This is a genomic window from Nocardia sp. NPDC058658 (genome assembly GCF_042716665.1).
GTDB lineage: Bacteria > Actinomycetota > Actinomycetes > Mycobacteriales > Mycobacteriaceae > Nocardia.
The window spans coordinates 174,343-197,053 of the sequence record NZ_JBHXRR010000004.1; the positions used below are offsets into that span (position 1 = coordinate 174,343).

The 22,711-nt window shown below is 66.6% G+C and carries 22 protein-coding genes; 16 read left to right on the forward strand and 6 right to left on the reverse strand.

Annotated features, from left to right (window positions below; all coding sequences use genetic code 11):
- The first annotated feature begins 10 nt into the window (after positions 1-10).
- Genes ACFWUP_RS09755 through ACFWUP_RS09765 form a run of 3 tightly spaced genes read left to right on the forward strand, consistent with a single transcriptional unit; the run spans position 11 to position 1,878 of the window.
- A complete protein-coding gene (locus tag ACFWUP_RS09755) occupies positions 11-787 on the forward strand; it encodes an ESX secretion-associated protein EspG (protein ID WP_379232871.1) in 777 nt (258 codons plus the stop codon).
- A 47-nt stretch (positions 788-834) separates the two neighbouring features.
- Positions 835-1,305 carry a helix-turn-helix domain-containing protein gene (locus tag ACFWUP_RS09760; protein WP_379232604.1) on the forward strand — a complete coding sequence of 157 codons (471 nt, stop codon included), beginning with the start codon at positions 835-837 and terminating at the stop codon, positions 1,303-1,305.
- Between the two features lie 9 nt (positions 1,306-1,314).
- A complete protein-coding gene (locus tag ACFWUP_RS09765; protein WP_379232606.1) occupies positions 1,315-1,878 on the forward strand; it encodes a PIN domain-containing protein in 564 nt (187 codons plus the stop codon).
- Positions 1,879-1,893: 15 nt separating this feature from the next.
- On the opposite strand, the gene ACFWUP_RS09770 is transcribed toward ACFWUP_RS09765, so the two are convergent.
- Genes ACFWUP_RS09770 through ACFWUP_RS09780 form a run of 3 tightly spaced genes read right to left on the reverse strand, consistent with a single transcriptional unit; the run spans position 1,894 to position 4,710 of the window.
- Positions 1,894-2,574: a hypothetical protein gene (locus tag ACFWUP_RS09770; protein WP_379232608.1), complete on the reverse strand. Its 681-nt coding sequence runs from the start codon at positions 2,572-2,574 to the stop codon at positions 1,894-1,896.
- Between the two features lie 27 nt (positions 2,575-2,601).
- Positions 2,602-3,006 (reverse strand): hypothetical protein, encoded by a 405-nt coding sequence (locus ACFWUP_RS09775; protein WP_379232609.1) that lies wholly within the window; start codon positions 3,004-3,006, stop codon positions 2,602-2,604.
- 15 nt (positions 3,007-3,021) lie between these two features.
- The gene (locus ACFWUP_RS09780) at positions 3,022-4,710 is read right to left on the reverse strand and encodes a hypothetical protein (RefSeq protein WP_379232611.1); all 1,689 of its coding nucleotides are present in this window, start codon (positions 4,708-4,710) and stop codon (positions 3,022-3,024) included.
- A gap of 877 nt (positions 4,711-5,587) precedes the next feature.
- Between ACFWUP_RS09780 and ACFWUP_RS09785 the strand changes: the two genes are divergently transcribed.
- On the forward strand, positions 5,588-5,854 hold the full coding sequence (locus ACFWUP_RS09785; protein WP_379232613.1) for a hypothetical protein: 267 nt from the start codon (positions 5,588-5,590) through the stop codon (positions 5,852-5,854).
- A gap of 297 nt (positions 5,855-6,151) precedes the next feature.
- Positions 6,152-6,790 carry a hypothetical protein gene (locus ACFWUP_RS09790; protein WP_379232615.1) on the forward strand — a complete coding sequence of 213 codons (639 nt, stop codon included), beginning with the start codon at positions 6,152-6,154 and terminating at the stop codon, positions 6,788-6,790.
- A gap of 1,027 nt (positions 6,791-7,817) precedes the next feature.
- On the opposite strand, the gene ACFWUP_RS09795 is transcribed toward ACFWUP_RS09790, so the two are convergent.
- A complete protein-coding gene (locus tag ACFWUP_RS09795) occupies positions 7,818-8,132 on the reverse strand; it encodes a WXG100 family type VII secretion target (protein ID WP_379232617.1) in 315 nt (104 codons plus the stop codon).
- A 123-nt stretch (positions 8,133-8,255) separates the two neighbouring features.
- A complete protein-coding gene (locus ACFWUP_RS09800; protein WP_379232618.1) occupies positions 8,256-8,969 on the reverse strand; it encodes a DUF6882 domain-containing protein in 714 nt (237 codons plus the stop codon).
- Positions 8,970-9,651: 682 nt separating this feature from the next.
- Here ACFWUP_RS09800 and ACFWUP_RS09805 point away from each other — a divergent pair.
- Positions 9,652-10,710, forward strand: coding sequence for a virulence RhuM family protein (locus ACFWUP_RS09805; RefSeq protein ID WP_379232620.1), 1,059 nt, complete (start codon positions 9,652-9,654; stop codon positions 10,708-10,710).
- A gap of 9 nt (positions 10,711-10,719) precedes the next feature.
- Here the strand turns inward: ACFWUP_RS09805 and ACFWUP_RS09810 are convergent, their stop codons facing one another.
- A complete protein-coding gene (locus ACFWUP_RS09810; protein ID WP_379232622.1) occupies positions 10,720-11,709 on the reverse strand; it encodes an NADP-dependent oxidoreductase in 990 nt (329 codons plus the stop codon).
- A 212-nt stretch (positions 11,710-11,921) separates the two neighbouring features.
- On the opposite strand from ACFWUP_RS09810, the gene clpB reads away from it, so the two are divergent.
- The 10 genes from clpB (at position 11,922) to ACFWUP_RS09860 (ending at position 22,685) form a co-directional block, all read left to right on the forward strand.
- Positions 11,922-14,495 (forward strand): ATP-dependent chaperone ClpB, encoded by a 2,574-nt coding sequence (clpB, locus tag ACFWUP_RS09815; RefSeq protein ID WP_379232624.1) that lies wholly within the window; start codon positions 11,922-11,924, stop codon positions 14,493-14,495.
- Between the two features lie 63 nt (positions 14,496-14,558).
- Positions 14,559-15,386: a DUF5666 domain-containing protein gene (locus ACFWUP_RS09820; protein ID WP_379232626.1), complete on the forward strand. Its 828-nt coding sequence runs from the start codon at positions 14,559-14,561 to the stop codon at positions 15,384-15,386.
- A gap of 107 nt (positions 15,387-15,493) precedes the next feature.
- Positions 15,494-16,801 carry a hypothetical protein gene (locus ACFWUP_RS09825; RefSeq protein ID WP_379232627.1) on the forward strand — a complete coding sequence of 436 codons (1,308 nt, stop codon included), beginning with the start codon at positions 15,494-15,496 and terminating at the stop codon, positions 16,799-16,801.
- 178 nt (positions 16,802-16,979) lie between these two features.
- Positions 16,980-17,786: an SDR family NAD(P)-dependent oxidoreductase gene (locus tag ACFWUP_RS09830; RefSeq protein ID WP_379232629.1), complete on the forward strand. Its 807-nt coding sequence runs from the start codon at positions 16,980-16,982 to the stop codon at positions 17,784-17,786.
- Between the two features lie 5 nt (positions 17,787-17,791).
- A complete protein-coding gene (gene pyrE, locus ACFWUP_RS09835) occupies positions 17,792-18,355 on the forward strand; it encodes an orotate phosphoribosyltransferase (RefSeq protein ID WP_379232631.1) in 564 nt (187 codons plus the stop codon).
- A gap of 69 nt (positions 18,356-18,424) precedes the next feature.
- On the forward strand, positions 18,425-19,483 hold the full coding sequence (locus ACFWUP_RS09840) for a beta-ketoacyl-ACP synthase III (protein WP_379232633.1): 1,059 nt from the start codon (positions 18,425-18,427) through the stop codon (positions 19,481-19,483).
- A gap of 70 nt (positions 19,484-19,553) precedes the next feature.
- The gene (locus tag ACFWUP_RS09845) at positions 19,554-20,249 is read left to right on the forward strand and encodes a lysoplasmalogenase (RefSeq protein WP_379232873.1); all 696 of its coding nucleotides are present in this window, start codon (positions 19,554-19,556) and stop codon (positions 20,247-20,249) included.
- Positions 20,250-20,496: 247 nt separating this feature from the next.
- Positions 20,497-21,513, forward strand: coding sequence for an alpha/beta fold hydrolase (locus tag ACFWUP_RS09850; protein ID WP_379232635.1), 1,017 nt, complete (start codon positions 20,497-20,499; stop codon positions 21,511-21,513).
- 176 nt (positions 21,514-21,689) lie between these two features.
- The gene (locus ACFWUP_RS09855) at positions 21,690-21,998 is read left to right on the forward strand and encodes a DUF4190 domain-containing protein (RefSeq protein ID WP_379232636.1); all 309 of its coding nucleotides are present in this window, start codon (positions 21,690-21,692) and stop codon (positions 21,996-21,998) included.
- Between the two features lie 21 nt (positions 21,999-22,019).
- A complete protein-coding gene (locus ACFWUP_RS09860) occupies positions 22,020-22,685 on the forward strand; it encodes a TrmH family RNA methyltransferase (RefSeq protein ID WP_379232638.1) in 666 nt (221 codons plus the stop codon).
- The last annotated feature ends 26 nt before the right edge of the window (positions 22,686-22,711 follow it).

A 22,711-nucleotide genomic window follows, 5' to 3' on the forward strand; every position in this document is an offset into this window, starting at 1 on the left:
ACGAATCGTGATGCAGCAGAACAGATCTCCCGTTTTCACCTGGCACCTCACCGCTCTGGAATTCCGCACCATGTGGGAAGCGGCGGGCCGTGACGTTCTTCCGTACCCCCTGCATCACCGCCACACCACCGAGTTCCGCTCCGACACACTGCGTCTGCAGCGCAAGGCCGCTGAGTCACTGCAGGCCCAGTTCGACAGCAATCTCGACCACGCCGTGGCGGCACTGCTGGCACCGCACGCTCGCGTCGAGGTCGTCGGCGCCTCCGGGAACACGAGAACGATCAGGGCGCACGGCGGCACCCGCGACAACTACGCGGCCCTCGCCGTCCAAGCCCCCGGCGACGAATCCAACCCCGGCGACGTGACCCTGCACCTTCTGGCCCCCGAAGGCCTCGCCCCCGCGGTCCTCTCGACCCTCCCCAAGGTCGCCCCCGGCAAAGGCCGCGAAATCCGCGTCACCGCAGCAGAACTCGCCGCCCCCCGCCCCCACGTCCGCGACCGCTGGAACCCCACCCCCCGAGAACAACTCGAGTCCTTCCTCGCCAAACCCACCACCACCCTCACCCACATCGGCGTCTACGCCCACGCCAGCGTCGACAACCGCCACACCGAAGGCCGCGACGACTTCCAGCTCCACGACATCCCCGGCGACGGCCGCTACGTCTTCTACGGCGAAACCACCTTCATAGCCAAACCCACCACCCCCACCCGAATCCGCTCGACCCTCGCCACCATCCTCACCACCACAGCCACCAAGGCCCGCACCGGCACCTACCTCCCCCACTGACCCACAAAGGTGCTTTCGTTTTTTTCGAATATCGCTAGACTGGCAGCATGTCCACGATGCTGCGGGAGAGCACGGTCTTCCCACCAGACAACCCTGCCGACCTCGACCAACTGATCTCGAGCCTGCGGATAGACCAAACCTGTGTCAAGGCCAGACTCGTTGGACCCGACGGTACCTACCTCGACATCCCCGACGAGCTCTACGCAGTACTCCGTGAAGCCGTCACCGCCCTGTCCAACGGCTTGGCCGTCTCGATCGCCCCGCACAACACCATGCTCACCACCCAGGAAGCCGCCGACCTCCTCAACATCTCCCGCCCCACCCTCGTCCGGCTACTCACCGACGGCGAAATCGCCTACTCGATGCGCGGCCGCCACCGCCGAGTCCTCCTTCGCGACCTCCTCGCCTACCAGGACCGGGTCCGCGTCGAACGCCGAGCCATCCTGGACGCTATGGCCACGGAAGGTGAAGAAGCTGGGATCTACACGGCGACAACGACTCCACCGACCGAACGATAGGCGCCGCGGATGCCGTTCAGCGTGTTCCTCGATGCATGTGTTCTGCACCCCGCGTACCTTTCCGACACCCTCCTTCGCATGGCCGACGCCCAGATGTTCCGTCCGCTCTGGTCTGCCGATGTTCTGCGAGAACTCCGCGGCAGCCTCATCCGCCGCGATCTCCCGTCAGCCGATGTTGACCGAAGAATCTCCCAGATGCAGACCGCATTCCCGGATGCGATGGTGACGGGCTACGAGTCGCTGATCGACGGTATGGAAAATGACCCGAAAGATCGACACGTTCTCGCAGCGGCGGTGCGCTCGGCTGCCGAGGTGCTGGTGACATTCAACGTCCGAGATTTCCCCGACCACGCCGTCAAGCCTTACGACCTCACGGCCATCACGCCAGACGAATTCCTCTTGGACCAGCTGGATCTCTATCCGGGCCTGACCATCTCGACCTTGCGGGGCCAGGCCGCCGCCTACCGTCGAGAGCCGAGATCGGTAGCCGGCCTCCTGGCCGTTCTCGAAAGAACTGGTACGAAAGTCTTCGCAGCAGAAGTCCGACGTCACCTCGACAGCAACACGACGTAGCGCGTTGCCTTGTGTTCAATCCTCGCGCGAGCCGATCTTGGTTGGCTGTGGAGCGGCATCCTCGGTGAACCCGATCAGCGGGACGGGTCGACCGTCGCGACGGGCGCGGCCGGTTTCGAGTACCGCCATCAAAATGGTGCAGGTCCAATTGTCAGTGTGTTTCTTCAGTCCGAAGCCGTCTTCCACGACCAGTCCATCAGAGGAGACAACCGCCAAGACATCGCGAAGGAACTCAGCGACCGAACCCCATACAGCTTCCCGATCGGAATACACATCCAGATCGCAGTACACCACCTGCCCGACGTGGCCTTCCGCGCCGGGATGAGCGTCGACTGCGATCGCGTAGTCGGCCGATGCGTGTAGTGGGCACCATCCGCGATCCCACCACACCTTACGAACCGCGCCGTCGGTCGAACCGTCTAATTCCTCGTAAGGCACTCCGGGACCGCTGGACTCGGCCTCACCTGCACGGGCGGCACACCACCTTCCGGCCGATTGCGCGCCTTCCAGGCACATGCCCAGGATGTCGCGACCGCCGAGCACGGACCACAACTCGGCAACCTCCGCCGGGGCCGACATGCCAGTCTGCTCCTCGTAGCGGCTGGCATCTCCTGATCCGCGCCGGATCACCGGCTCGAAGCCCTTCTCCAGCATCACATCATGGATGCGTTGCGCCAAGGCGGCTACATTACCCATCGCTAACCAATTAGCCCTTCAGATCGCTTACGGCTCCTGTGGTCGGAGTATTTCAACCGTTTCTTCGGGCGTGAGTCCGCTGAAGACTTGGTTCGCCCACTTGATCGCTTCGTCGATGTCGTAGGAGTACTCGATCCGGAAGTTCCCTGACCGTGAGACCGTGCATTTTATCCCCATGCATTCCTGTCCCTGCGCAGTGAGCAACTTGTCCGAAAATTTGCGTACACGGTTGCTGATTTCACGTTTCCCGAAAAGGCTGACAACCTTGCCTTCTTCGCCTCGATACGCGACAACATCCCAGGTGCCGACGCCCTGCGACGGCAAAACCCTCGTTGATACGCTGTATGTCCAGTCTGGATACGCGAGTGTGGCAGCTTCTCCCGTTGCTATAACTAGTTCCGTGGTGACCTCGGCCTCGTCGATGTCAGCCATAATACCTCCTAATGGTCAGACGCTTGTTGTTCTATCGCTCCTGTGGCTATTGTAGTCGCGCATTTGGATCCCGTATTCCTTGCGTGCAAACGTATTTCCTCCGTGATTGCTGAACTCGATGCGGAATTCCCGGAATCGTTTGCCATTTGCATCGATCAGCCTTATCTCGCCGTCTACGGTATCCGGAGTGATCGAACCAGGTGGATCGGTATGGAAACCTATATGCGCTTCCCGGCCGGGATATGACCGAGCCCAGTCCGCAATGGCGTTCTCTAGCACACGAAACTGTCGTTGATTGAAACCACTCTCTTGAGCGAAGAGGTTCACAAGTCCCCGGTCCAGAGTGGTTCGGTAGCTCGACGCATGGCCGCCATCGTAGGTTCGCCCTGTCCCCGTTGGGTCTACGCCCTCGTGGCCTGTGCGGGTTGCTACGGTGCCCTCGCGACTGTCCCTCTCGCGGTGGACTCTGTCGGTGCCAGCGAAATCGTGCCGGATGACACCGGTAGTCGAGACGTGTCGACCGTTGAGGGATTCGGTGAGGACCACATTGTCGCCGACCTGGGATCGCGAGAACGATCGAACATTTCCATCGGTGTTGGGCGGAAAAATTACATGCTGCTCATGGCGTAGTGCCGTGAAGGTGCCGCCGTTTCGCTGGTGGTATTCGGCCGCACGTGCAGGGTATTCCCGAACAATTGTGTGGCTCGGGGGATCTCCGTAGATGGTATCCGTGAACGGGGCACCGCTCTGCGTCGATCCTTCGACCACGCTGGTGGGCTCGCCCTGCGGTAGTGGTAGCGGGTAGTCGGCGGGGCGTAGGGTGCCGCGGATGTTCGCTTGGTCAGGGCTGTTCGAGTCGAGCAGTGGGGCGTTCACCACTCGCCGGGGTGGTGTGATTCGGTCGCGGACCGCGTCACGGCTGTCGCCGAACGGGGTCTCGTGGCCCGGCGGAGAAGTCGTGGTACGGGTATTCGGGTTAGGACCTGTGGGATTGGTGTTCGACCTCGGCTGTGAGCGATCGACTGCGGCGTCGATGCTGTTCGTCGGCGTAGTTCCCGGCGGGTTTGCGTGGGCGCCGTGAGGTGTAGTAGCGCCGTTGGGGTGGTGTGATTGCCACCCGCCGTCCGGTGGCACTCGTGGGCTGCGGGAGCCGTCGGGGTTGGTTACTGCGCTGGCGCTGAAGACGTTTCCGTTGGTATCGGTCCAGGCGGCTTGGGTGGGGGCCAGGACCTCGACGCCCAAGTGCTGGGCGAGGCGGTCGGCGAAGCCGTTGGTGGAGGCGTCGCAGCCTATGAGGCGGATGGGGGTTACGCCGTCCCAACCGGAGCGGCGGAGGAGGTCGCCGTATTGCTCGGGGGTGAGGGTTTGGCCGCCGATGATGGCGTGGCCGTCGGGGGTTATGTGGGTGTCGGCGGTGAAGCGGTTAGGGTCGGCGGGGACTCGGTGGGGGAGGTCGCCCATGGTGGGGTCGCCGCGGTGGTGGGAGACGCCGGCGGGGGTTTGTTCGGCGTGGTTGTTGTGGATGGCGTCGAGATCGACTGGGGAGTTGGTGGGCTGGTCAGGGGTGGTTTCCGGGTTTGTGTCGGTGGTGGGGGTTACGGTGCTGTCGGGGTTGGTGTTCGGGGAGGTGTGCTGGTCGGCCCAGGAGGGGATTGTGGTTCGGGCCAGGTCGGCTCGGGAGATGTCGGAGCCGAGGCGGTGCATGTCGTCGGGGGTGAGGGTGGGGTTGTCGCGTGGGGGGAGGCCGAGGCTGGTGCGGACTGTGTTGGCGAGGTCGGTGAGGGTGGGGGTGGTGTCGGCGTTGATGGTGAGGTCGGCTGTGGATGGGTTGGTGGTGGGGACGACGTCGACCATGAGCCAGTCGCCGAGGGCGAATTGGTGACCCTGGTTGAAGGCGAGGTCGGTGGCTGTTTGGGCGTTGTCGGCGACGGTGTCGATAGCGGTGGGAGGGGTTGTGGGAGAGCCGGTTACGGCGACGGTGAGACGGATGACTCGGACCGGCTGAGCGAAGGTGTTGGGATAGTCGGCGGCTTGGTAGGGGCGGCCGGTGTGTGGGTTTACTTGGAGGGCTTGGTTATTGGCGGGGGTGACGGGGCGTAGGGATTCGCGGGCTTGTCGGGCTTGTTTGGCGGCCTCGCGTGATTGGGGGGTGAGAAGTGGGTCGGTCGGCGGAGTCGTGGTCTGCGGGGTGGGGTTCGAGGCCGGTGTGGTTACGGGGGACTGTGGGTCCGTTGCGTGGGTCGTATCAGCGGGTGTTGTTGGATCAGGCTGTCCAGCTGGCTGATTCGTTGTCGTTGAGGGGGCGTTGCCGTTGCGACGGTTCGATGGAGGGATCGACGAGTTGGGGGCCGAAGTGGGCGCCGTGTTCGGTGTGGCGGGGGTTTGGCCGGGTGGTGGCGTGCTCGGGGTTGTCGGTCGCGCGGTGGGCGGCGGGACCGGGTGAGTCGTTGGGTTGGTGCTTGTGGATGAGTGTGGATTGCTCGGGTTCGTTGTGGAGGGTTGGGTGCGCGGCGTCGCGGGCGTGAAGCCTGTGGATGGTTGGGGATTGTTCGGGCCGGTCGGCTGAGGGCTGGTGGGCCGAGTGCCGGACGGTTGGGTGCTGGCCGGCTGGGAGCCGGGCGATTGGGCAGTGGGGGTTGTCGGCCTGGGGGTTGTGGATGGTTGGGGAGTGTTCGCGGACGGCGATTGGTGCACGCCAGGGGTGATCGGCGCGCTGATGGGTGGGGTCGACGGCGTCGCGTTGGCAGGTGTTGAGGTGGGCGTTGTGGTGAGCGGTGTCGCGGTGGGCGCCGGGCCGGGTGCTGTGGCGGTGGTGGCAGCGGCGGTTGTCGACGGTTCTGTTTGTTGAGGCTGGCGGGTGGTGTCGCCGGGGGATTGGGCTGTCGGTGTTGTCGGTGCGCTGGCGGTCGGGGTGCCTGGCTGCGGGGTCGTTCCTGGTGTGGACGGTGCGGAGGACGTGGGGCTGCTGCTGCTCGGTGACTGGTCGCCGTTGGTCGGGGCGGGGGTAGTGGCCGGGCTCGATGGATTCGGTTGGGGCGCAGCCGAATCAGTGGGTGGGGGGGTATCGACCGGCGGGAGGTCTAGCGACGACGGAGGAGATGCAGGTGAGCTGGGTTGGGCGGCGGGGCTCGGAGTCTCAGCCGGAGTGGATGGCGTTGTGCCGTTGGGGGATCCGGTCGGGTTCGAGGTGCCGGTGTCGCTCGGTGTTGATGGGCTCGGCGACGTCGGGCTGGAGGTGCTCGGTGAACCTGTGCTGGAAGGGGTTCCGTTGTCGGTCGGAGATGTCTGTCCAGGCGTACTGGGACTCGGCGACGTATCGCCGGGCGAGGTGGAGCTGGGCGAATTGTCGCCAGGCGAGCTGGGACTGGGTGAGGTGTCGCCGGGCGTGCTCGGGCCAGGAGAGGAGTCGCCTGGTGAGGTGGAACTCGGTGAACTGTCGCCAGGCGAGCTGGGACTCGGCGAGGTGTCGCCGGGTGCGGTCGGGCCGGGCGAACTGTTGCCTGGTGAGGCGGAGCTGGGCGAATTGTCGCTAGGTGAGCTGGGGCTCGGTGACGTGTCGCCGGGAGTGCTGGGGCTGGGCGAACTGCCGCCAGGCGAACTGCCGCCAGGCGAACTGCCGCCAGGCGAACTGTCCCCAGGAGAGGACGGTGAACCCGCCCCGGACGGCTGGGTCGCACCGTTCCCATCGGGACTCGAAGGCGCCCCCTCGGACGCCGGCGCAGTCGAACCGGGAGCACCCGTAGAAGCTGGCGAAGTCGACCCCGGCGAACCACCGTTCGACTGACCCGGAGACGAACCCGGATCTCCGGTACTGGCCGGACTGGTCGGCGACCCGGTATCACCCAACCCGGGAACCGTCGGCGCCGACGCGTCCCCGCCACTCCCCAGGCCGGACTGCAACCCGCTCTGCACCCCACCAGCACCAGCGCTGGTGAACGTATCCACCCCGATGTCGAGCTGGAATTCCTGATCCATCAACGCCGAAGCCGCCCCGGCCGAGGCGACCTGTGCCGACAGATCAGCACCGAGTTCGGTGGCCGCACCGGTCACGGACTTGGCCGCCACCTTGCCGACGCTAGAGGTGATGTTGTCGCCGACTCCGCCGAGTTTGTCGCCCAGACCACCACCCACGGCTCCGCCGACAGCACCGCCGAAGGTCGCCAAACCCAGGTCGGACCAACCGAATTCGTCCATCGAACGATCGCCCTTGGCGACCTGGATGGTGCGGGCGAGCGCGTCGATCCCGCCCTCTTCCAACGCTTCGAAAAACGCACCGCGCAGCGCGGCGCGCGATGCCGCTTTGGCGATGCCGCGCGCGATCATCCGAGTCAGCAGGTGCTTCATCGTGAGCTTCACCGCGAACTGCGCCGCAATCCGAGCAGCCACACCCGCCGCCGCACCGATCCCGGTCCACGCGGTCGCGATCGCGAGTCCGATCTCGACCGCCGCGACGATCATCGTCCCGATGATCACCATCTTGGTGTGCTCGATGTCGTTGGCACCGTCTTCGAGCAGTTCGGCCTGCTTCTCACACCATTTGCGGATCGCGGTGAACGCAGCTTCGTCACCGGCGAGGAGTTTGTCGCGGTAGGCCGCGATCGCATCGTGGGTCTCGCCCTCCGACAACGCCGACAACGCCGTGTTCAACGCACGCGCGGCATCCTCGTCGACGGTGTTGAGTGTGTTCGCGGTCGTCGTCCACGCGTCAGCCGCGCGCCGCATCGCGGTTTCGTCGCCCTCCGGCCAATACCCGCGCCGAGAATGTATTTCGCAACCCAAGCCAGTTCGTCGGGAATCTCGATGCCCACGAACTACAGCCCCGAACCGTTCAGCTGCGCCGCGTTCACGGTGTCCTGCTCGACCAACTTGTCCGCGACCGTCACCATGTTCGTCCCGAGCTGCGTCATCGACTTCGCGAGGTTGCCGACCGAGGTCTTACCCTGCTCAACGCCCGGCGTGTAGTTGCCCGCGAACGCCTGCCCGATCTCGTCGCCACCCCAGCACTCGCCCTCGGCCTCCAACGCCGCGGTCAACGTGGTCAGCGCCGCGGTCAGCGTCGATGCGACCGAATCGAACGAGGTCTGCGTACTGCGCAGTCCATCCGGATCGGCCTTGATCGAACTCATCGCAAATCCCAACTTCGGCAACGGTGCTGTCGAAGTATTGGACGCAAGAGCTCTGGCTTCGGATCCCTATTGTGTGGTATGTCTCATTAGCGAGGCTAAGTCTATTACTGTTGTGGGACAGGCTTATCCATTGCCCATCTGCAAGTCCATGCCCGACATCCTGGCCTGTTCGTCGAAGGTGATCGTGCCGGTGAGGCCAGGTCCGGTGACCGTCGCCGACGAGTGGTCGCCGGACCACTGGATGCCGAGTCCTCGATGATTGGCGTAGGCGTGCAGAGCGCGGCGCCGGTCGGTGATCGGGAACCCCGTGAGCCCCTCCTGGATCACCCGGGCGATGCGCGGCGCGAACGGCGCGGGCAGCGCGAACGACGGATGCTCGATCAGAAACGCCGCCCTGGTGCCACCGCCGACCGGCCCGCTGTAAGCGGTCCACACTCCCGAGATCGCCTTGGCCGCATCCATGAATACATTCACCACGACCTCGGGCCGATCGGGTGAGCCGGGAAGCGTGTGGAACGGCACCTCCGCGTCGGCGAGTTGGCTTATCCCATAACGGGTTCCGATGTCGCGAACCGACTGCGACAACCCGGTGACCAGATCCGGGTAACCGGCCGGACTACCCCACGCCCACAACCAGGACTGCGGCCCCGGAGCCGCCGACCCGAGCAGATGCATCCGCTCGCACTCGATCGGCTGATCCCCGGTCAACGTGAACCGGCCGACCGCCAGGTCGACACTCCACCCCCGATCGCCCACCACATCGGCGAGCTGCAGTTGATGCTCGTAGGAATACAGGGCGGCGTCGTCGAGCAGGTTCGACAAGGTCACGTCGGACATGACGGTGAGGGTAGCGAGCGCCACCCGGATGGCGAGAGCATTTCGCCGCGCGCTCGATGTGAACTGTTCGGTCGATTCGCACGGAAGTCGCTGGCCAGAGCGGGAACTCGTCAGTTGCTCACAGGGTCGACAGTGTGTAGCGTCACAGGAACAAGAACGGCCGCCCGGCGAGCGCCAACTCACCGAACGGCCTAGGTACGAAACAGTCCAAGCTGTTCGCACCGTGGGATGAAATCCTACATGCAACGGCTCGGCGCTCCATGCGTCGGGCTTTCGTCGTTTCGGGGGTGAAATCTGCCCCGGCGACGGGCTACCTGTGTCGTGTCCTGGGCCGTGTGCCGCTCCTGTCGGTCGTTATCGGAGAGCCCGACCGAGGGACAGACAACCCTGTTAACCCAGCCTCCTGCGAGCACCTTCGTCGTACGCCTCGCACGTACGCACCTGGTCGGTTCGGGAGTGCACACCTTCGACCGGGTCCAACATCGCCACACGCCGAAACAGGCGTGGGGCCAATCGTGTTGGCCGAGGACGCGAATCGGGGTTCGGTGCGGGGAAGCGGGCAGGGATGGTTACGACACCGGCACCCCTGGGTGCTCGATTCGGTCCAACACAGTGCGGGCGAAGCACGGTCCGCATCCGTACTTGTCAGCACGGTCCGGTACACATCAACCAGGAGGAATCGATGACGAGCTCTGATGATCCGAACGCGCTCAACGCTCCGGCTTCAGTCGGAGTCGGCGACTTCGTCGTCTACAACACTGAGGACGGCCGGACCGAGGTGCAGCTTCGCACGGTCGACGGCACTGTGTGGCTCACCCAGCGCCAGATGGCTGAGCTCTTCGACAAGAGCGTGCCCACCGTAAACGAGCACATCAAGACGATCTACGCGGACGGCGAATGTGTGATCGAGGCAACTATTCGGAAATTCCGAGTTGTTGCCCTCGAGGGAGATCGCCAGGTCACCAGGGAGATCGACCACTACAACCTCGACATGGTCCTCGCAGTCGGCTACCGAGTGCGCTCCCAACGAGGCGCCCAATTCCGACGCTGGGCGACGACCGTTCTACGGGAGTACCTGATCAAGGGCTTCGCGATGAACGACGCCCGCCTCAAAGACCCGCAGGGCCTCGACTACTTCGACGAACTCCTCGAACGCATCCGCGACATCCGCGCGTCCGAGAAGCGCTTCTACGTCAAGGTGCGCGATGTGTTCGCAACGTCGAGCGTCGACTACGACCCGAAATCCGAGCTGGCGAAATCGTTCTTCGCCACGATCCAGAACAAGCTGTTGTACGCGGTGTGTGGGCACACCGCAGCCGAGCTCGTCGTGAGTCGCGGCGATGCCGGTCAGCCGAACACGGGACTCACCACCTGGAAGGGCGCGTGCGTGCGCAAGGGTGACGTCAACGTGGCGAAGAACTACCTGAACGAGCGAGAGATCAAGCAGCTCAACCGATTGACGACGATGTTCCTCGACTACGCCGAAGACCGCGCCGAACGCCGCGAGCAGATCCAGATGAGCGACTGGCTTGTCGCGACGGACAAGTTCCTCGACTTCAACGAGCGCAGCGTGCTGCGCGGCGCGGGCAGTGTCGCGGCTGACGAAGCGATTCGCGTCTCGACCGAGCGGTACGAGCAGTTCGATGGTGCCCGTCGCCAGTTCGCCGAACATGCCGCTGATCTCGCCGAACTGGCAGCGATCGAATCCGAGATTCGGCGACGGAGCCGGGGATCGGACTGACGCGAAATCTCAGATGGCGAGGACGGTTTTTCCTCGGGCGCTGCCCTGGCCGAGGACGGCGGGGGCGGCTTCCAGGGGGACTGTCATCTGGACCGGGACGACCACATCGCCCGCGGCAACACGGGACAGTAGGCGGCTCAATTCCGGTGAGCTGCCTTTGGATTGGAAATTGCCGCCGGTGATTCCGTGGTCGTGCAGTACTGCATCGTCGGCCGCCCAGATCGTGGAGTAGGCGTGGCCGCCGCGCTTGACCAAGGTGGCGTGGGAGGCGAAATCGGCTGGGGCGCTGACCAGATCGAACAGCACGTCGATGCCGTCGGGGTGGGTGAAGCGGACGGCGTCGGTGACGCTCGAGTCGCGGTAGGTGGCCGGGTCGGGGTCGACCATGTTCGGGTCGGCGGGGCGGATCTGGGTGTAGTCGATGGTTTCGGCGGCGCCGAGGCGTGCGACCTGGTCGGTGGCGTCGGCGCGGGCGGTCGCGATCACCTGGGCGCCGGCGATATTGGCGAGCTGGACGAGGAAGGAACCGACGCCGCCGGTCGCGCCGACGATCAGCACGGTCTGGTCGGGTTGGATGTTGGCCGCGTCGACCAGGTCCTGCGCCGTCAGGCCGGCGATCGGCAGGGCCGCCGCGGCCACGTTGGTGACGCCGTCGGGGATCGGGACGAGGGTCGCGTCCTCGGGAACGGTGGCGTACTGCGCCCAGCTGCCGTGCCCGGCGGGCGCGGTGAGGAACTTGCCGACCACCTTGTCGCCGACCTTGAACTTCGTGACGCCGGTGCCCACCGCCGAGACGGTGCCCGCGCCGTCGACGCCGAGGATCATCGGGAAGTCGGTGGGCATCTTGCCCTCCAGCAGACCGTCCGCCATTTTCAGGTCGAACGGGTTGACCCCGGCCGCGTCGAGCGCCACCTGAACCTCACCGGCGCCGGGTTCGGGAACCGGCACATCGGCGAGTTCGGGGGTGGCGCCGAACTTCTGAACCACGATCGCGCGCATAGGGGATGAACTCCTCGCATCTTCGGGTGGAGCCGGGCACCGCAATCCTAGGCGGATAGCCGTCCGACATGCGGTGATTGATCGTCTTCGGTGGTGTCGCGGCGTACCGTGAAGCTGGATTCGAAGTCGCGGAAAATTTTTGAAGTTGAGCGGAACAGACTCAACTCTATGAGCGTTGAACAAGTCGATACCGGACACACACAAGGAGATTCGTGGACTCGTTCAATCCCACCACCAAGACGCAGGCGGCCTTCAACACCGCCCTTCAGGCCGCCGCTGCGGCGGGCAATCCGGAGATCCGTCCTGCCCATCTGCTGGTGGCGTTGCTGGATCAGACCGACGGGATCGCGGCACCGCTGCTCAAAGCCATCGGAGTCGACCCGGCGACAGTCGAACGGGAAGCGGGCGCCCTCGTCGACCGGCTGCCGCGCGCGACCGGCGCCACCACCAAACCGCAACTGGGCCGCGAGGTCCTGGCCGCGATGACCGCTGCCCAGCAGCTGGCCACCGAGCTCGGCGACGAGTTCGTCTCCACCGAGAACCTGCTGGTCGGGCTGGCCGAAGGCGATACCGATGTCGCCCAGTTGCTGCGCAAGCACGGCGCCACCCCCGAAGCCCTGCGCGACGCGTTCACGTCGGTCCGCGGCAGCGCCCGGGTCACCAGCGCCGATCCGGAAGCCAGCTACCAGGCACTCGAGAAGTACTCCACCGACCTCACCGACCTGGCTCGCGCGGGCAAACTCGACCCGGTCATCGGGCGCGACACCGAGATCCGCCGCGTGGTGCAGGTACTGAGCCGCCGCACCAAGAACAACCCCGTGCTCATCGGCGAACCCGGCGTCGGCAAGACCGCCATCGTCGAAGGTCTGGCCCGGCGCATCATCGAAGGCGACGTGCCGGAGTCGTTGCGCAACAAGAAGGTTGTGTCCCTCGACCTCGGCGCGATGGTGGCGGGCGCGAAGTATCGCGGTGAGTTCGAGGAGCGGCTCAAGGCCGTGCTCGACGACATCAAGAACAGCGCGGGCGAGATCATCACCTTCATCGACGAGCTGCACACCATCGTCGGCGCGGGCGGCACCGGCGACTCGGCGATGGACGCGGGCAACATGATCAAACCGCTGCTGGCCCGCGGCGAGCTGCGACTGGTCGGCGCGACCACCCTCGAGGAATACCGCAAGTACATCGAGAAGGACGCCGCGCTCGAACGGCGCTTCCAGCAGGTGCTCGTCGGTGAGCCGTCGGTGGCCGACACCATCGGCATCCTGCGCGGCATCAAGGAGCGCTACGAGGTACACCACGGCGTGCGGATCACCGACTCCGCGCTGGTCGCGGCCGCGACGCTGTCGGACCGCTACATCACCTCGCGCTTCCTGCCCGACAAGGCGATCGACCTGATCGACGAATCGGCCTCGCGGCTGCGGATGGAAATGGATTCGCGTCCGGTCGAGATCGACGAGATCGAACGTGCCGTGCGGCGCCTCGAGATCGAGGAGGTGGCGCTGGAGAAGGAGACCGACGCCGCGTCCAAGCAGCGCCTGGAGAAACTGCGCCAGGAACTGGCCGACGACCGCGAGAAGCTCGCCCAGCTCACCACCCGCTGGCAGAACGAGAAGAACGCGCTCGACTCGGCGCGCGGCCTCAAAGAGCAGTTGGAGGCGCTGCGCGGGGAGTCCGAGCGGGCCGAACGCGACGGTGATCTCGGCAAGGTCGCCGAGCTGCGCTACAAGCGCATCCCCGACCTCGAGAAGGAGCTCGCCGACGCCGAAAAGACAAGTGCCGGAGCGTCTGACGGCGAGGTGATGCTCAACGAGGAGGTCACTCCCGACGACATCGCCGACGTTGTTTCGGCATGGACCGGCGTGCCCGTCGGGCGCATGCTCGAAGGCGAAACCGCCAAGCTGCTGCGGATGGAAACCGAGGTCGCGGGGCGCGTCGTCGGGCAGGAGGAAGCGGTGCAGGCCGTCTCCGACGCGGTGCGCAGGGCGCGCGCCGGTGTCGCCGATCCGAACCGCCCGACCGGCTCGTTCATGTTCGTCGGCCCGACCGGTGTCGGTAAGACGGAACTGGCGAAGTCCCTGGCCGACTTCCTGTTCGCCGACGAACGCGCCATGGTGCGCATCGACATGAGCGAGTACAGCGAGAAGCACTCGGTGGCCCGGCTCGTCGGCGCGCCCCCCGGATACGTCGGCTACGACCAGGGCGGCCAGCTCACCGAAGCGGTGCGCAGGCGGCCGTATTCGGTGGTGCTGTTCGACGAGATCGAGAAGGCGCACCCGGACGTGTTCGACATTTTGTTGCAGGTTCTCGACGAAGGCAGGCTCACCGACAGTCAGGGTCGCACGGTCGATTTCCGCAACACCATCCTCATTCTCACCTCCAATCTCGGCGCCGGTGGCGACCGCGATCAGGTGATGGAGGCGGTGCGGCGCGCGTTCAAGCCGGAGTTCATCAACCGGCTCGACGATGTGGTGATGTTCCACGCGCTCGACGCGAAACAACTGGAATCGATCGTCGACATCAACCTGCGTCAGCTGCAGAAACGGCTCTCCCAGCGCAGGTTGACCCTCGACGTCACCTCCGAGGCCAAGCAGTGGCTCGCCGTGCGCGGCTACGACCCGGCCTACGGTGCGCGACCGCTGCGCAGGCTGATCCAGCAGGCGATCGGGGACAGTCTGGCCAAGGAACTCCTCTCCGGTGCGGTCGCCGACGGTGACACGGTGAAGGTGAGTGTGGACGACGCCACCGACAAGCTCGTCGTCGAACGCGAAGTTATCCACAGCCAGTGATTTATCCACAGGCCGGTGCGTAGGGACCTCCCAAACGCACCGGCCTGTCCTACCCTGGAGCCCATGACGAACCCCAACGATCCGTGGCAGCGCCCGGACGACGCGCCGACCGAACGGCTGGGTTCGTCGGGCACCGAGTCGACCGCGCCCTACGGCGGAAAGTCCTTCGACGAGTGGGGCCAACCATCGAACCCGACGCAGGCGTTGCCGCCGCACGACGAGGCATGGGGTGCCTACGAAAGTGGTTATCCCGCAGCGCAACCCCCACCCCAGCAGGCACCACCCGGTTACGACCAGGGGTATCAGGCCGCGCCGCCGCCGGGCTACGACCAGGGATATCCGCCGCCCGGTTATGAGCAGGGGCCGCCTGGTCAGCCGCCGCGTCCGCAAGACGGTGACCAGGGGGAACCGCCGAAACGTCACACCGGTTTGTGGATCGCGCTCGGCCTCGGCGTGCTGGCGCTGATCGCGGTCGGTGGCGTGCTGGCCGGGCTCGTCATGAGCGGAGACTCCTCCGACGACAACGCCGCCTCACCACCGACGACCAGCCAGTTGATCGTCCCGCCGACGCAGAAACCGACCACCCCGGGCGCGTCGCCGAGCGCGAGCGGACTCCCCGGCTTGCCCGGCCTCGGCGGCGGCGAAGACCTCGGCGCCACCATGGGCAGCATCACCGCCAATACCGGCACCGAGATCACCATGAGCACCCTCGGCGGGTCCGATGTGCGGGTGCTGATCGACGATGCCACCCAGGTGATCTCGTTGACCAGTACGAAGGCAAGCGAGCTTCCGGTCGGCGACATGGTTATGGTGCAGGGCGACAAGAACCCAGACGGGTCGATCCACGCCAAGATCATCATCAGTACGGCGTTGCCGGGCGGCCCCCGATGAGCGACCCGCGCGTCGAATCCCCGGTGCTACCGGGCAATCACGGCGACGGCTGGATAGGCTAGGCGACGATGACGGCTATGTGGTTCGGGTTAGCAGCGATCGCACTCGTGGGTGCGATCGTCCTGTTGTATTTCGATCGGGTCCAGCGGCAACGCACCGGACACGCCAGACAGGTGTGGGCGAAGTCCCAGGGCTACACCTACGTGTCGGTGGAGCCCGCGCTCGCCTCGACGTGGCGTCGTGGCGCGCTGGCCAAGCTCGGTTACCTCTCGGCGGTCGACGTGGTCTCCGGCATTCGCAAGGGCGAGAAGTTCGTGCTCTTCGACCTGGAAGACGCCGCGACCCTGGTGGCCGTGCGACGCCAGATCGGCTCCGAGATCGACGTCGACATGCGGCTCAAGACCGCGGCGCCGCCCAAGGACCACGATCTGGAGCTGCTCGGCGCCATCGGTGACCGGGTGGTGTTCGCCACCGATCCCGAGATCGCCCGCCACGCGGTGGATCAGCGGATGGTCGGCTTCATCGAGTCGCTGTCCGACACCGTGCAGATGCTGTGGAGTGAGGGCAACTGGACCCTCGGCATGCTCCCCGTCGGCAGCGGATCCAAGGACTGGGAGACCGCGATCGACGTGGTGCTCCGCCTGTCCGGCCTGCTGCACGTGCTCCCGCCGGTCGCCGAGCCGAACGAATTCACGCGCCCGCGATCGAGCGCGAACCTGGCGCCCGGCTTCCGTCCCGAGTACGACGACAACGACGACGACCGCGAATTCGCCGCGGGCCGTGACGAATTCGCCGATGCCGACGAGCGCGGCCGAGCCCGCTTCCCCGGCCCCGATGGACTCGACAACGACGACGAGCCCTACCTCACCCGAGGCGCGGCCGCCCGCTTGTCGGAGACCGACGGTCGCGGTGACCTGGACGACGGCGCGCGCTTCGCGACCCGAGGTAACGCAGCCGACGACGAGCCCTTCGCATCCCGTGGTGCCGGCTCGCGTGACGACGACTCTTTCGCCGGCCGAGGCGCCAGCTCGCGCCTGGACGACGACTCCTTCGCCGACCGTGGCGCTGGTGCGCGCCACGAAGATGATGAGTCCTTCGCCCCTCGAGGCGCAGGGTCGCGTCCCGACGACGACTCTTTCGCCCCTCGTGGCTCACGCGACGACCGCGCCCCGATCGGCGGACGCGCCCCCGCCCTCCCCGCCGACTACGACCCCGACCTCGACGACCCTGAGTTCGAAGACCAGCCAGCCCCCGGCCGCCGCCCCCTCGGCGAACCGCCCAAGCGCCCCTCACTGGCCGTCGTCCCCGAACCGCGCCCCCGCACCGAGCCCCCGCTCGACGACGCGGAACCGGGTCAGCCGGGCGGACCCTTCCACCCCGGTTTCCGCCCGTACCAGGGACCTGTCCCGAAGTGACCCAGCCCGTGCCGAAGCGATCCGGCCCCGTGCCGAAGTGACCCAGCCCCGCGCTGAAATGACCCAGCCCCGTGCCGAAGTGACCCAGCCCCGTGCCGAAGTGACCCAGCCCTTACCGAAGTGATCCACCTGCCGCGGTAGTCGTCGCGGCACCCGCCTCGACCGGAATCGATCTGCGATGACCGATAGCCCCCTGCGCCTGCCCGGCGTACACCGCCCCGTCGCGATGATCACCGGACCGACCTCCGGCATCGGACAGGGCTTCGCCCACCGCCTCGCCGCCCTCGGCTACGACCTGGTCCTCGTCGCCAGGAACGAGCAGCGCCTACAAGAACTCGCCGACGAACTGGCCCACCGTTTCGCCACTTCGTCCGAGGTCCTCGTCGCCGACCTCGCCGATGACGACGACCGCGCCCGCGTCGCCGCCCGAGCCGCGCAAGGCATCGAATTCCTGGTCAACAACGCGGGTTTCGCGCATTCGGGGGAGTTCTGGACCCTCGAACCCGCGCAACTGCAGGCCCAGCTCGACGTCAATGTCACCTCGGTCCTGCAACTCACCAGAGCGGCCCTGCCGTCGATGGTCGCGGCGGGTGCGGGCTCGATCGTGAATGTGGCGAGTGTGGCCGGGCTGCTGTCCGGACGGGGGTCGACCTATTCGGCCTCCAAGGCCTACGTCGTATCCTTCTCGGAGGGTTTAGCGGGAGGATTGGTGGGCACCGGTGTCCGCATCCAAGCGCTGTGCCCCGGATTCGTACACACCGAGTTCCACGAGCGCGCGGGCATCGAGATGAGTTCGCTGCCCAAGCGCCTGTGGCTCGACGTCGACCAGGTCGTCGACGGGTGTCTGCGGGATCTGGACTCCGGCCGGGTGATCAGCGTGCCCGGCGTGCAGTACAAGGTGCTCACCGCGGTAGCGGGCTTCGTCCCGCGCACCCTGGTGGCCCGCATCAATCGCGGACTCTTCAACGCACGCGGAAGGACATGACTCAGATGATCGACCAAGCACGTCAGTCGCTCACGAAGGCCGATCGCGACCAGCTGGCCGACCTCGTGCGCGAGCTCGCGGTCGTACACGGCAAGGTGACGCTGTCCTCGGGCAAGGAAGCCGACTACTACGTCGACCTGCGCCGCGCGACCCTGCACCACCAGGCCGCGCCGCTGATCGGCTCGCTGCTGCGCGAGCTCGTCGCCGACTGGGACTTCGACGCCGTCGGTGGGCTCACCATGGGCGCCGACCCGGTCGCGATGGCCGTGATGCACGCCCCCGGCCGCCCGATCGACGCGTTCGTGGTGCGCAAGGCGGCCAAGGCGCACGGCATGCAGCGCCAGATCGAGGGCCCCAACATCGTCGGCAAGCGGGTGCTCGTCGTCGAGGACACCACCACCACCGGCAACTCGCCGCTCACCGCGGTGCGCGCGCTGCGTGACGCGGGGGCGATCGTGGTCGGCGTAGCCACCGTTGTCGACCGGGAAACCGGCGCTGACCAGGTGATCGCCGAGGAGGGGTTGGAGTATCGGTCTATCCTCGGCCTCGACGATCTTGCCCTGGGATAGCCTGAACAACGCCGAACCCGGATGACGATGTGGTCTGTCCGGAAAGTCTGAAGGACGTGTGAGTCACCAGTGGTGAGCATTGCAGTAAACAAAAGTCGCGACAACGTTGCGATGCTCGGGATCGGTGCTTACCGTCCGCAGCGCATCGTCTCCAATGCCGACGTGTGCGAGACCCTCGACTCGACGCCCGAGTGGATCTTCGAGCGCACCGGCATCCACAACCGGCGCTGGATCAGCGGCGACGAGACGATCCAGTCGATCGCCGCGGCCGCCGGTGAGCGCGCGCTGAAGAACACCCCGATCGATCGCTCGAAGATCGGCGCGGTCATCCTCTGCACCTCGAGCTGGCTCAAGCTCACCCCGCACGGCGCGCCCTCGGTGGCCTCCGATCTTGGCCTCAACGGCGTCGCCGCGTTCGACCTCACCTCCGGCTGCGGTGGCTTCTGCTACGGGCTCGGTGTGGCCGCCGACCTGATCCGCGCGGGTTCGTTCGACTATGTGCTGGTGATCGGCGCCGAGACGATGACCGTCGGCCTCGACAAGTCCGACCGCGGCACCGCGATGATCTTCGGTGACGGCGCGGGCGCTGTCGTCGTCGGTCCGGCCGAGGAGAACGGCATCTCGCCGACGGTGTGGGGCAGCGACGGCGAGAACGCCGAGGCCATCGCCCAGAACATCGATTTCCTGGCCTTCCAGCACCGCGCGCAGGAAATGCAGGGCACCGATCCCGCCGTGGAGCCGGTCGGCCAGATGTCGCTGCGGATGGAGGGCCCGAAGGTCTTCCGCTGGGCCGCGGTCACCCTGCCGCGCGCGCTCTCGGCGGCGCTCGACAACTCCGGCGTGGCCAAGGAGGACATCGAGGTGTTCGTCCCGCACCAGGCCAACGCCCGGATCAACGAGTTGATGAAGAAGAACCTGGGCCTCGGCGAAGAGGTCCCGATCGCCAACGACATCGAGAACACCGGCAACACCTCCGCCGCCTCGGTGCCACTGGCGATCGAGGAAATGCTGGTCACCGGCAAGGCCAAGGGCGGTCAGATCGCGCTGCTGCTCGGCTTCGGCGCGGGTCTGAGTTACGCGGGCCAGGTCGTCACCCTGCCGCCCGCCCCGAAGGAACCGAGCTTCTGACATGCGAGGGCTGCGCGTCGCAGATGTGCGCCGACGCGCAGCGTTCCTCAGCTGCGCACGGCCGGAACGAATGTGGAGGTACGCGTACCTCGGCGCGGCGGCGGTCACCGTGTTCGGTGCCGTCACCGGCCGTGACCGCCTGCAATGGGTCGCCAAGCCACTGCTGATGCCGCTGCTGGCCGCCGACACGGTGACCAGCGGCGATCTCACCCCGGACGAGCGCCGCCTGCTGCTCGGCTCCCTTGCCGCGGCCACCGTCGGCGACGTGCTGCTGCTCGACCCCGACAACGACCGCCGCCTCATCGCGGGCGCGTCGTCCTTCGCGGTCATGCAAACCGGCTACTCCATCCTGTGGTGGAAACGCGGCGCCCGCCCTCGCCCCGATATCGCGCTACCCCGAGTGGTGGCCTGGCTCGGCGCGGCGGGCCTGCTCCGCACCAAGGCCCCGAACCTCACCCTCCCACTCACCGCCTACGGCGCCACCCTCGGTACCGCCGCCACCCTCGCCTCGGACCCAGCCCTCGCTCCCGACGCGAAAAACATTGCGGGCCTGAACATTCCGAACGCGGATCCCCGCAGCCGCTACGGCGTCGGCGCCCTCCTGTTCACCATCTCGGACGGCCTGATCGTGTTGCGCCGCCTCTTCGCGCGAGACGACCGCACCCGCCGAGTCGCCGAAGGCGTCATCCTCGCGACCTACGCCGCAGCGCAGTATCTCCTCACGGACCAGCCAGCGCGCGACGCTGCCGTATCGCCTCGCGCCTAGCCCGCTCAGAGTGTTGGCACGTCGCTGACCGGGCTCGGCTCGCGGTCGCCTGTGCACTGTCGGAATCGTCGGCGGTCCATCGCAGCGGGCGAGGCCGCATCTGGCGGCATGTACGTCTCCGATCGGGCCGGGGGACTCAGTTACCTCGCCGGTGCAGATTTCCGTCGGGAGGTTCCCGATACGCCTTGTCACACAGCGCTAACTTTGGTGTTGTCGAGGCGCAACACCTCGAGCGCACGCTTCCTAGATGAACGGGGAAACGCAGTTCATCGAGGTGCACGGGTATCGCCGGGCGTTCCGGATGGCCGGAACCGGCCCACCGCTGCTGCTCATCCACGGCATCACCGACAGCTCCGGCACCTGGGCGCCCGTGTTCGACGCACTCGCCGAGTACTACACCGTCATCGCCCCCGACCTGCTCGGTCACGGCGAATCGGATAAGCCGCGCGGAGACTACGCGGTGGCCGCCTACGCCAACGGCATGCGTGATCTGCTCAGCGTCCTCGGCATCGACCGGATCACCGTCGTCGGGCACTCGCTCGGTGGCGGGGTCGCGATGCAGTTCGCCTACCAGTTCCCCGAGAAGGTCGAGCGGATCGCGCTGGTCTGTCCGGCGGGAATGGGCGCGGGCGTGCACCCCGCGTTCCGCCTCGCGACACTGGCAGGTGCTGGACCAGCGCTGATGGCGCTCACCAGCTGGCCGGTCCGCACCGCGGTGACGGCCGCGGTCCCGATCGTCACCGCACTGGGTGGCCTCGGCCTCGGCCCGGATGCCGAATACGTGCTCCGCCTCTACGGCCACCTCGCCGAACCCGGCGCCCGCAACGCCTTCCTGCGCACCATCCGCGCCGCCGCCGACCGCCGCGGCCAAACCATCACCATGCTCGACCGCGGCTACCTCGCCGCCCACCTGCCCACCCTGGTCATCGGCGGCACCCGCGACACCGTCATCCCGTCCGGTCACGCCGGTCGCGCCCACCGCGCCTTCCCCGGCAGTCGCATCGAAATCTTCGCGGGCGCAGGCCATTTCCCGCACCACTTCGACCCCGACCGCTTCGTGAAACTCATCCGCGCCTTCATCGAGGAAACCGACGCGGCCGTCTTCGACCCGCTGCGCTGGCAGCGAACCCTGCGCCGCGGCCTCCCGATCGTCGGCCTCCCGTCCCCGTTGCCGTCCGACGAACCGGCGCCTTCGGTCCCGCTCACGGCCGGACCGACACAGACGGTCGAGCCCGCCCAAGCCGCCGGATCCGCCCCCGCCTAGCACCGGATTCGCCCCGCCGAGCGTCGGATTCGCTCCGCCTAGCACCGGATCAGCCCCGCCCAGCGCTGGCTCATCCCAGCGCACTCGGCCACCCTCGACACTGCGCGAAACGGGCCTGACCTGCCGCTCACCCCACGCGCTGGGCACCACCGTGACCGGCCCTCTACGATTCGCCCATGAGCTACCCACCGCCGGGTTACTACCAGCGCCCGCCCGAGCATCCCCAGGCCACCACAGTTCTGATCCTCGGCGCCCTCGGCGTCGCCTTCTGCGGTTTCTGCGCCCCGTTCGCCTGGATCAAGGGCCGCAGCGTACTCGCCGAGATCGATGCCTCCGGTGGGCAGCTCGGCGGCCGCTCGCAGGCATCCGCCGGTCATGTCATGGGCATTGTCGGCACGGTGCTGCTGGGGATCATGCTGCTCACGATGGTCGGCGCCGTCGCGCTCATGATCATCGGCGCCAATGCCGAGTCCTCGTCCTACTGAGCGTCCGCCTAGCATGTTCGGGTGAGTGAAGCAGAGGTCGCGGGCCCGACCGAGTGGGGCGAGCACCCGCACGGCCTCGGCCCGTGGGCGCAGGAATACGACACCCCGGTCCCCACCGATGCCCGCTACGACCCCGTGCTGCTGGCCGAGGGCGACCGGCGCAACGTCGTCGACGCCTACCGCTACTGGACCCGCGAGGCGATCGTCGCCGACATCGACGCTCGCCGCTTCCCCTTCCACGTGGCCATCGAGAACTTCGGCCACGACGCCAATATCGGCACCGTCGTGCGCACCGCCAACGCCTTCGCCGCCGCCGCGGTGCACATCGTGGGCAAACGTCGCTGGAACCGCCGCGGTGCCATGGTCACCGACCGCTACCAGCACCTCGTCCACCACGCCGACCTCGGCGAACTGTGCGAGTTCGCCGCGCGCGAGGGTTTGACGGTTGTGGCGGTGGACAATGTGCCCGGCGCGGTCCCGTTGGAGACCGCGGATCTACCGAAGAACTGCCTGCTGCTGTTCGGCCAGGAAGGTCCCGGGGTCAGCGATGACGCGAAAGACGCAGCGGCCCTGACTGTTTCGATCGCCCAGTTCGGTTCCACCCGCAGTATCAACGCGGGCGTCGCCGCCGGTATCGCGATGCATGCCTGGATCCGTCAACACGCCGACCTGTCCATGGCTTGGTAACGGAATGGGTACTCCAATGTCGGTAC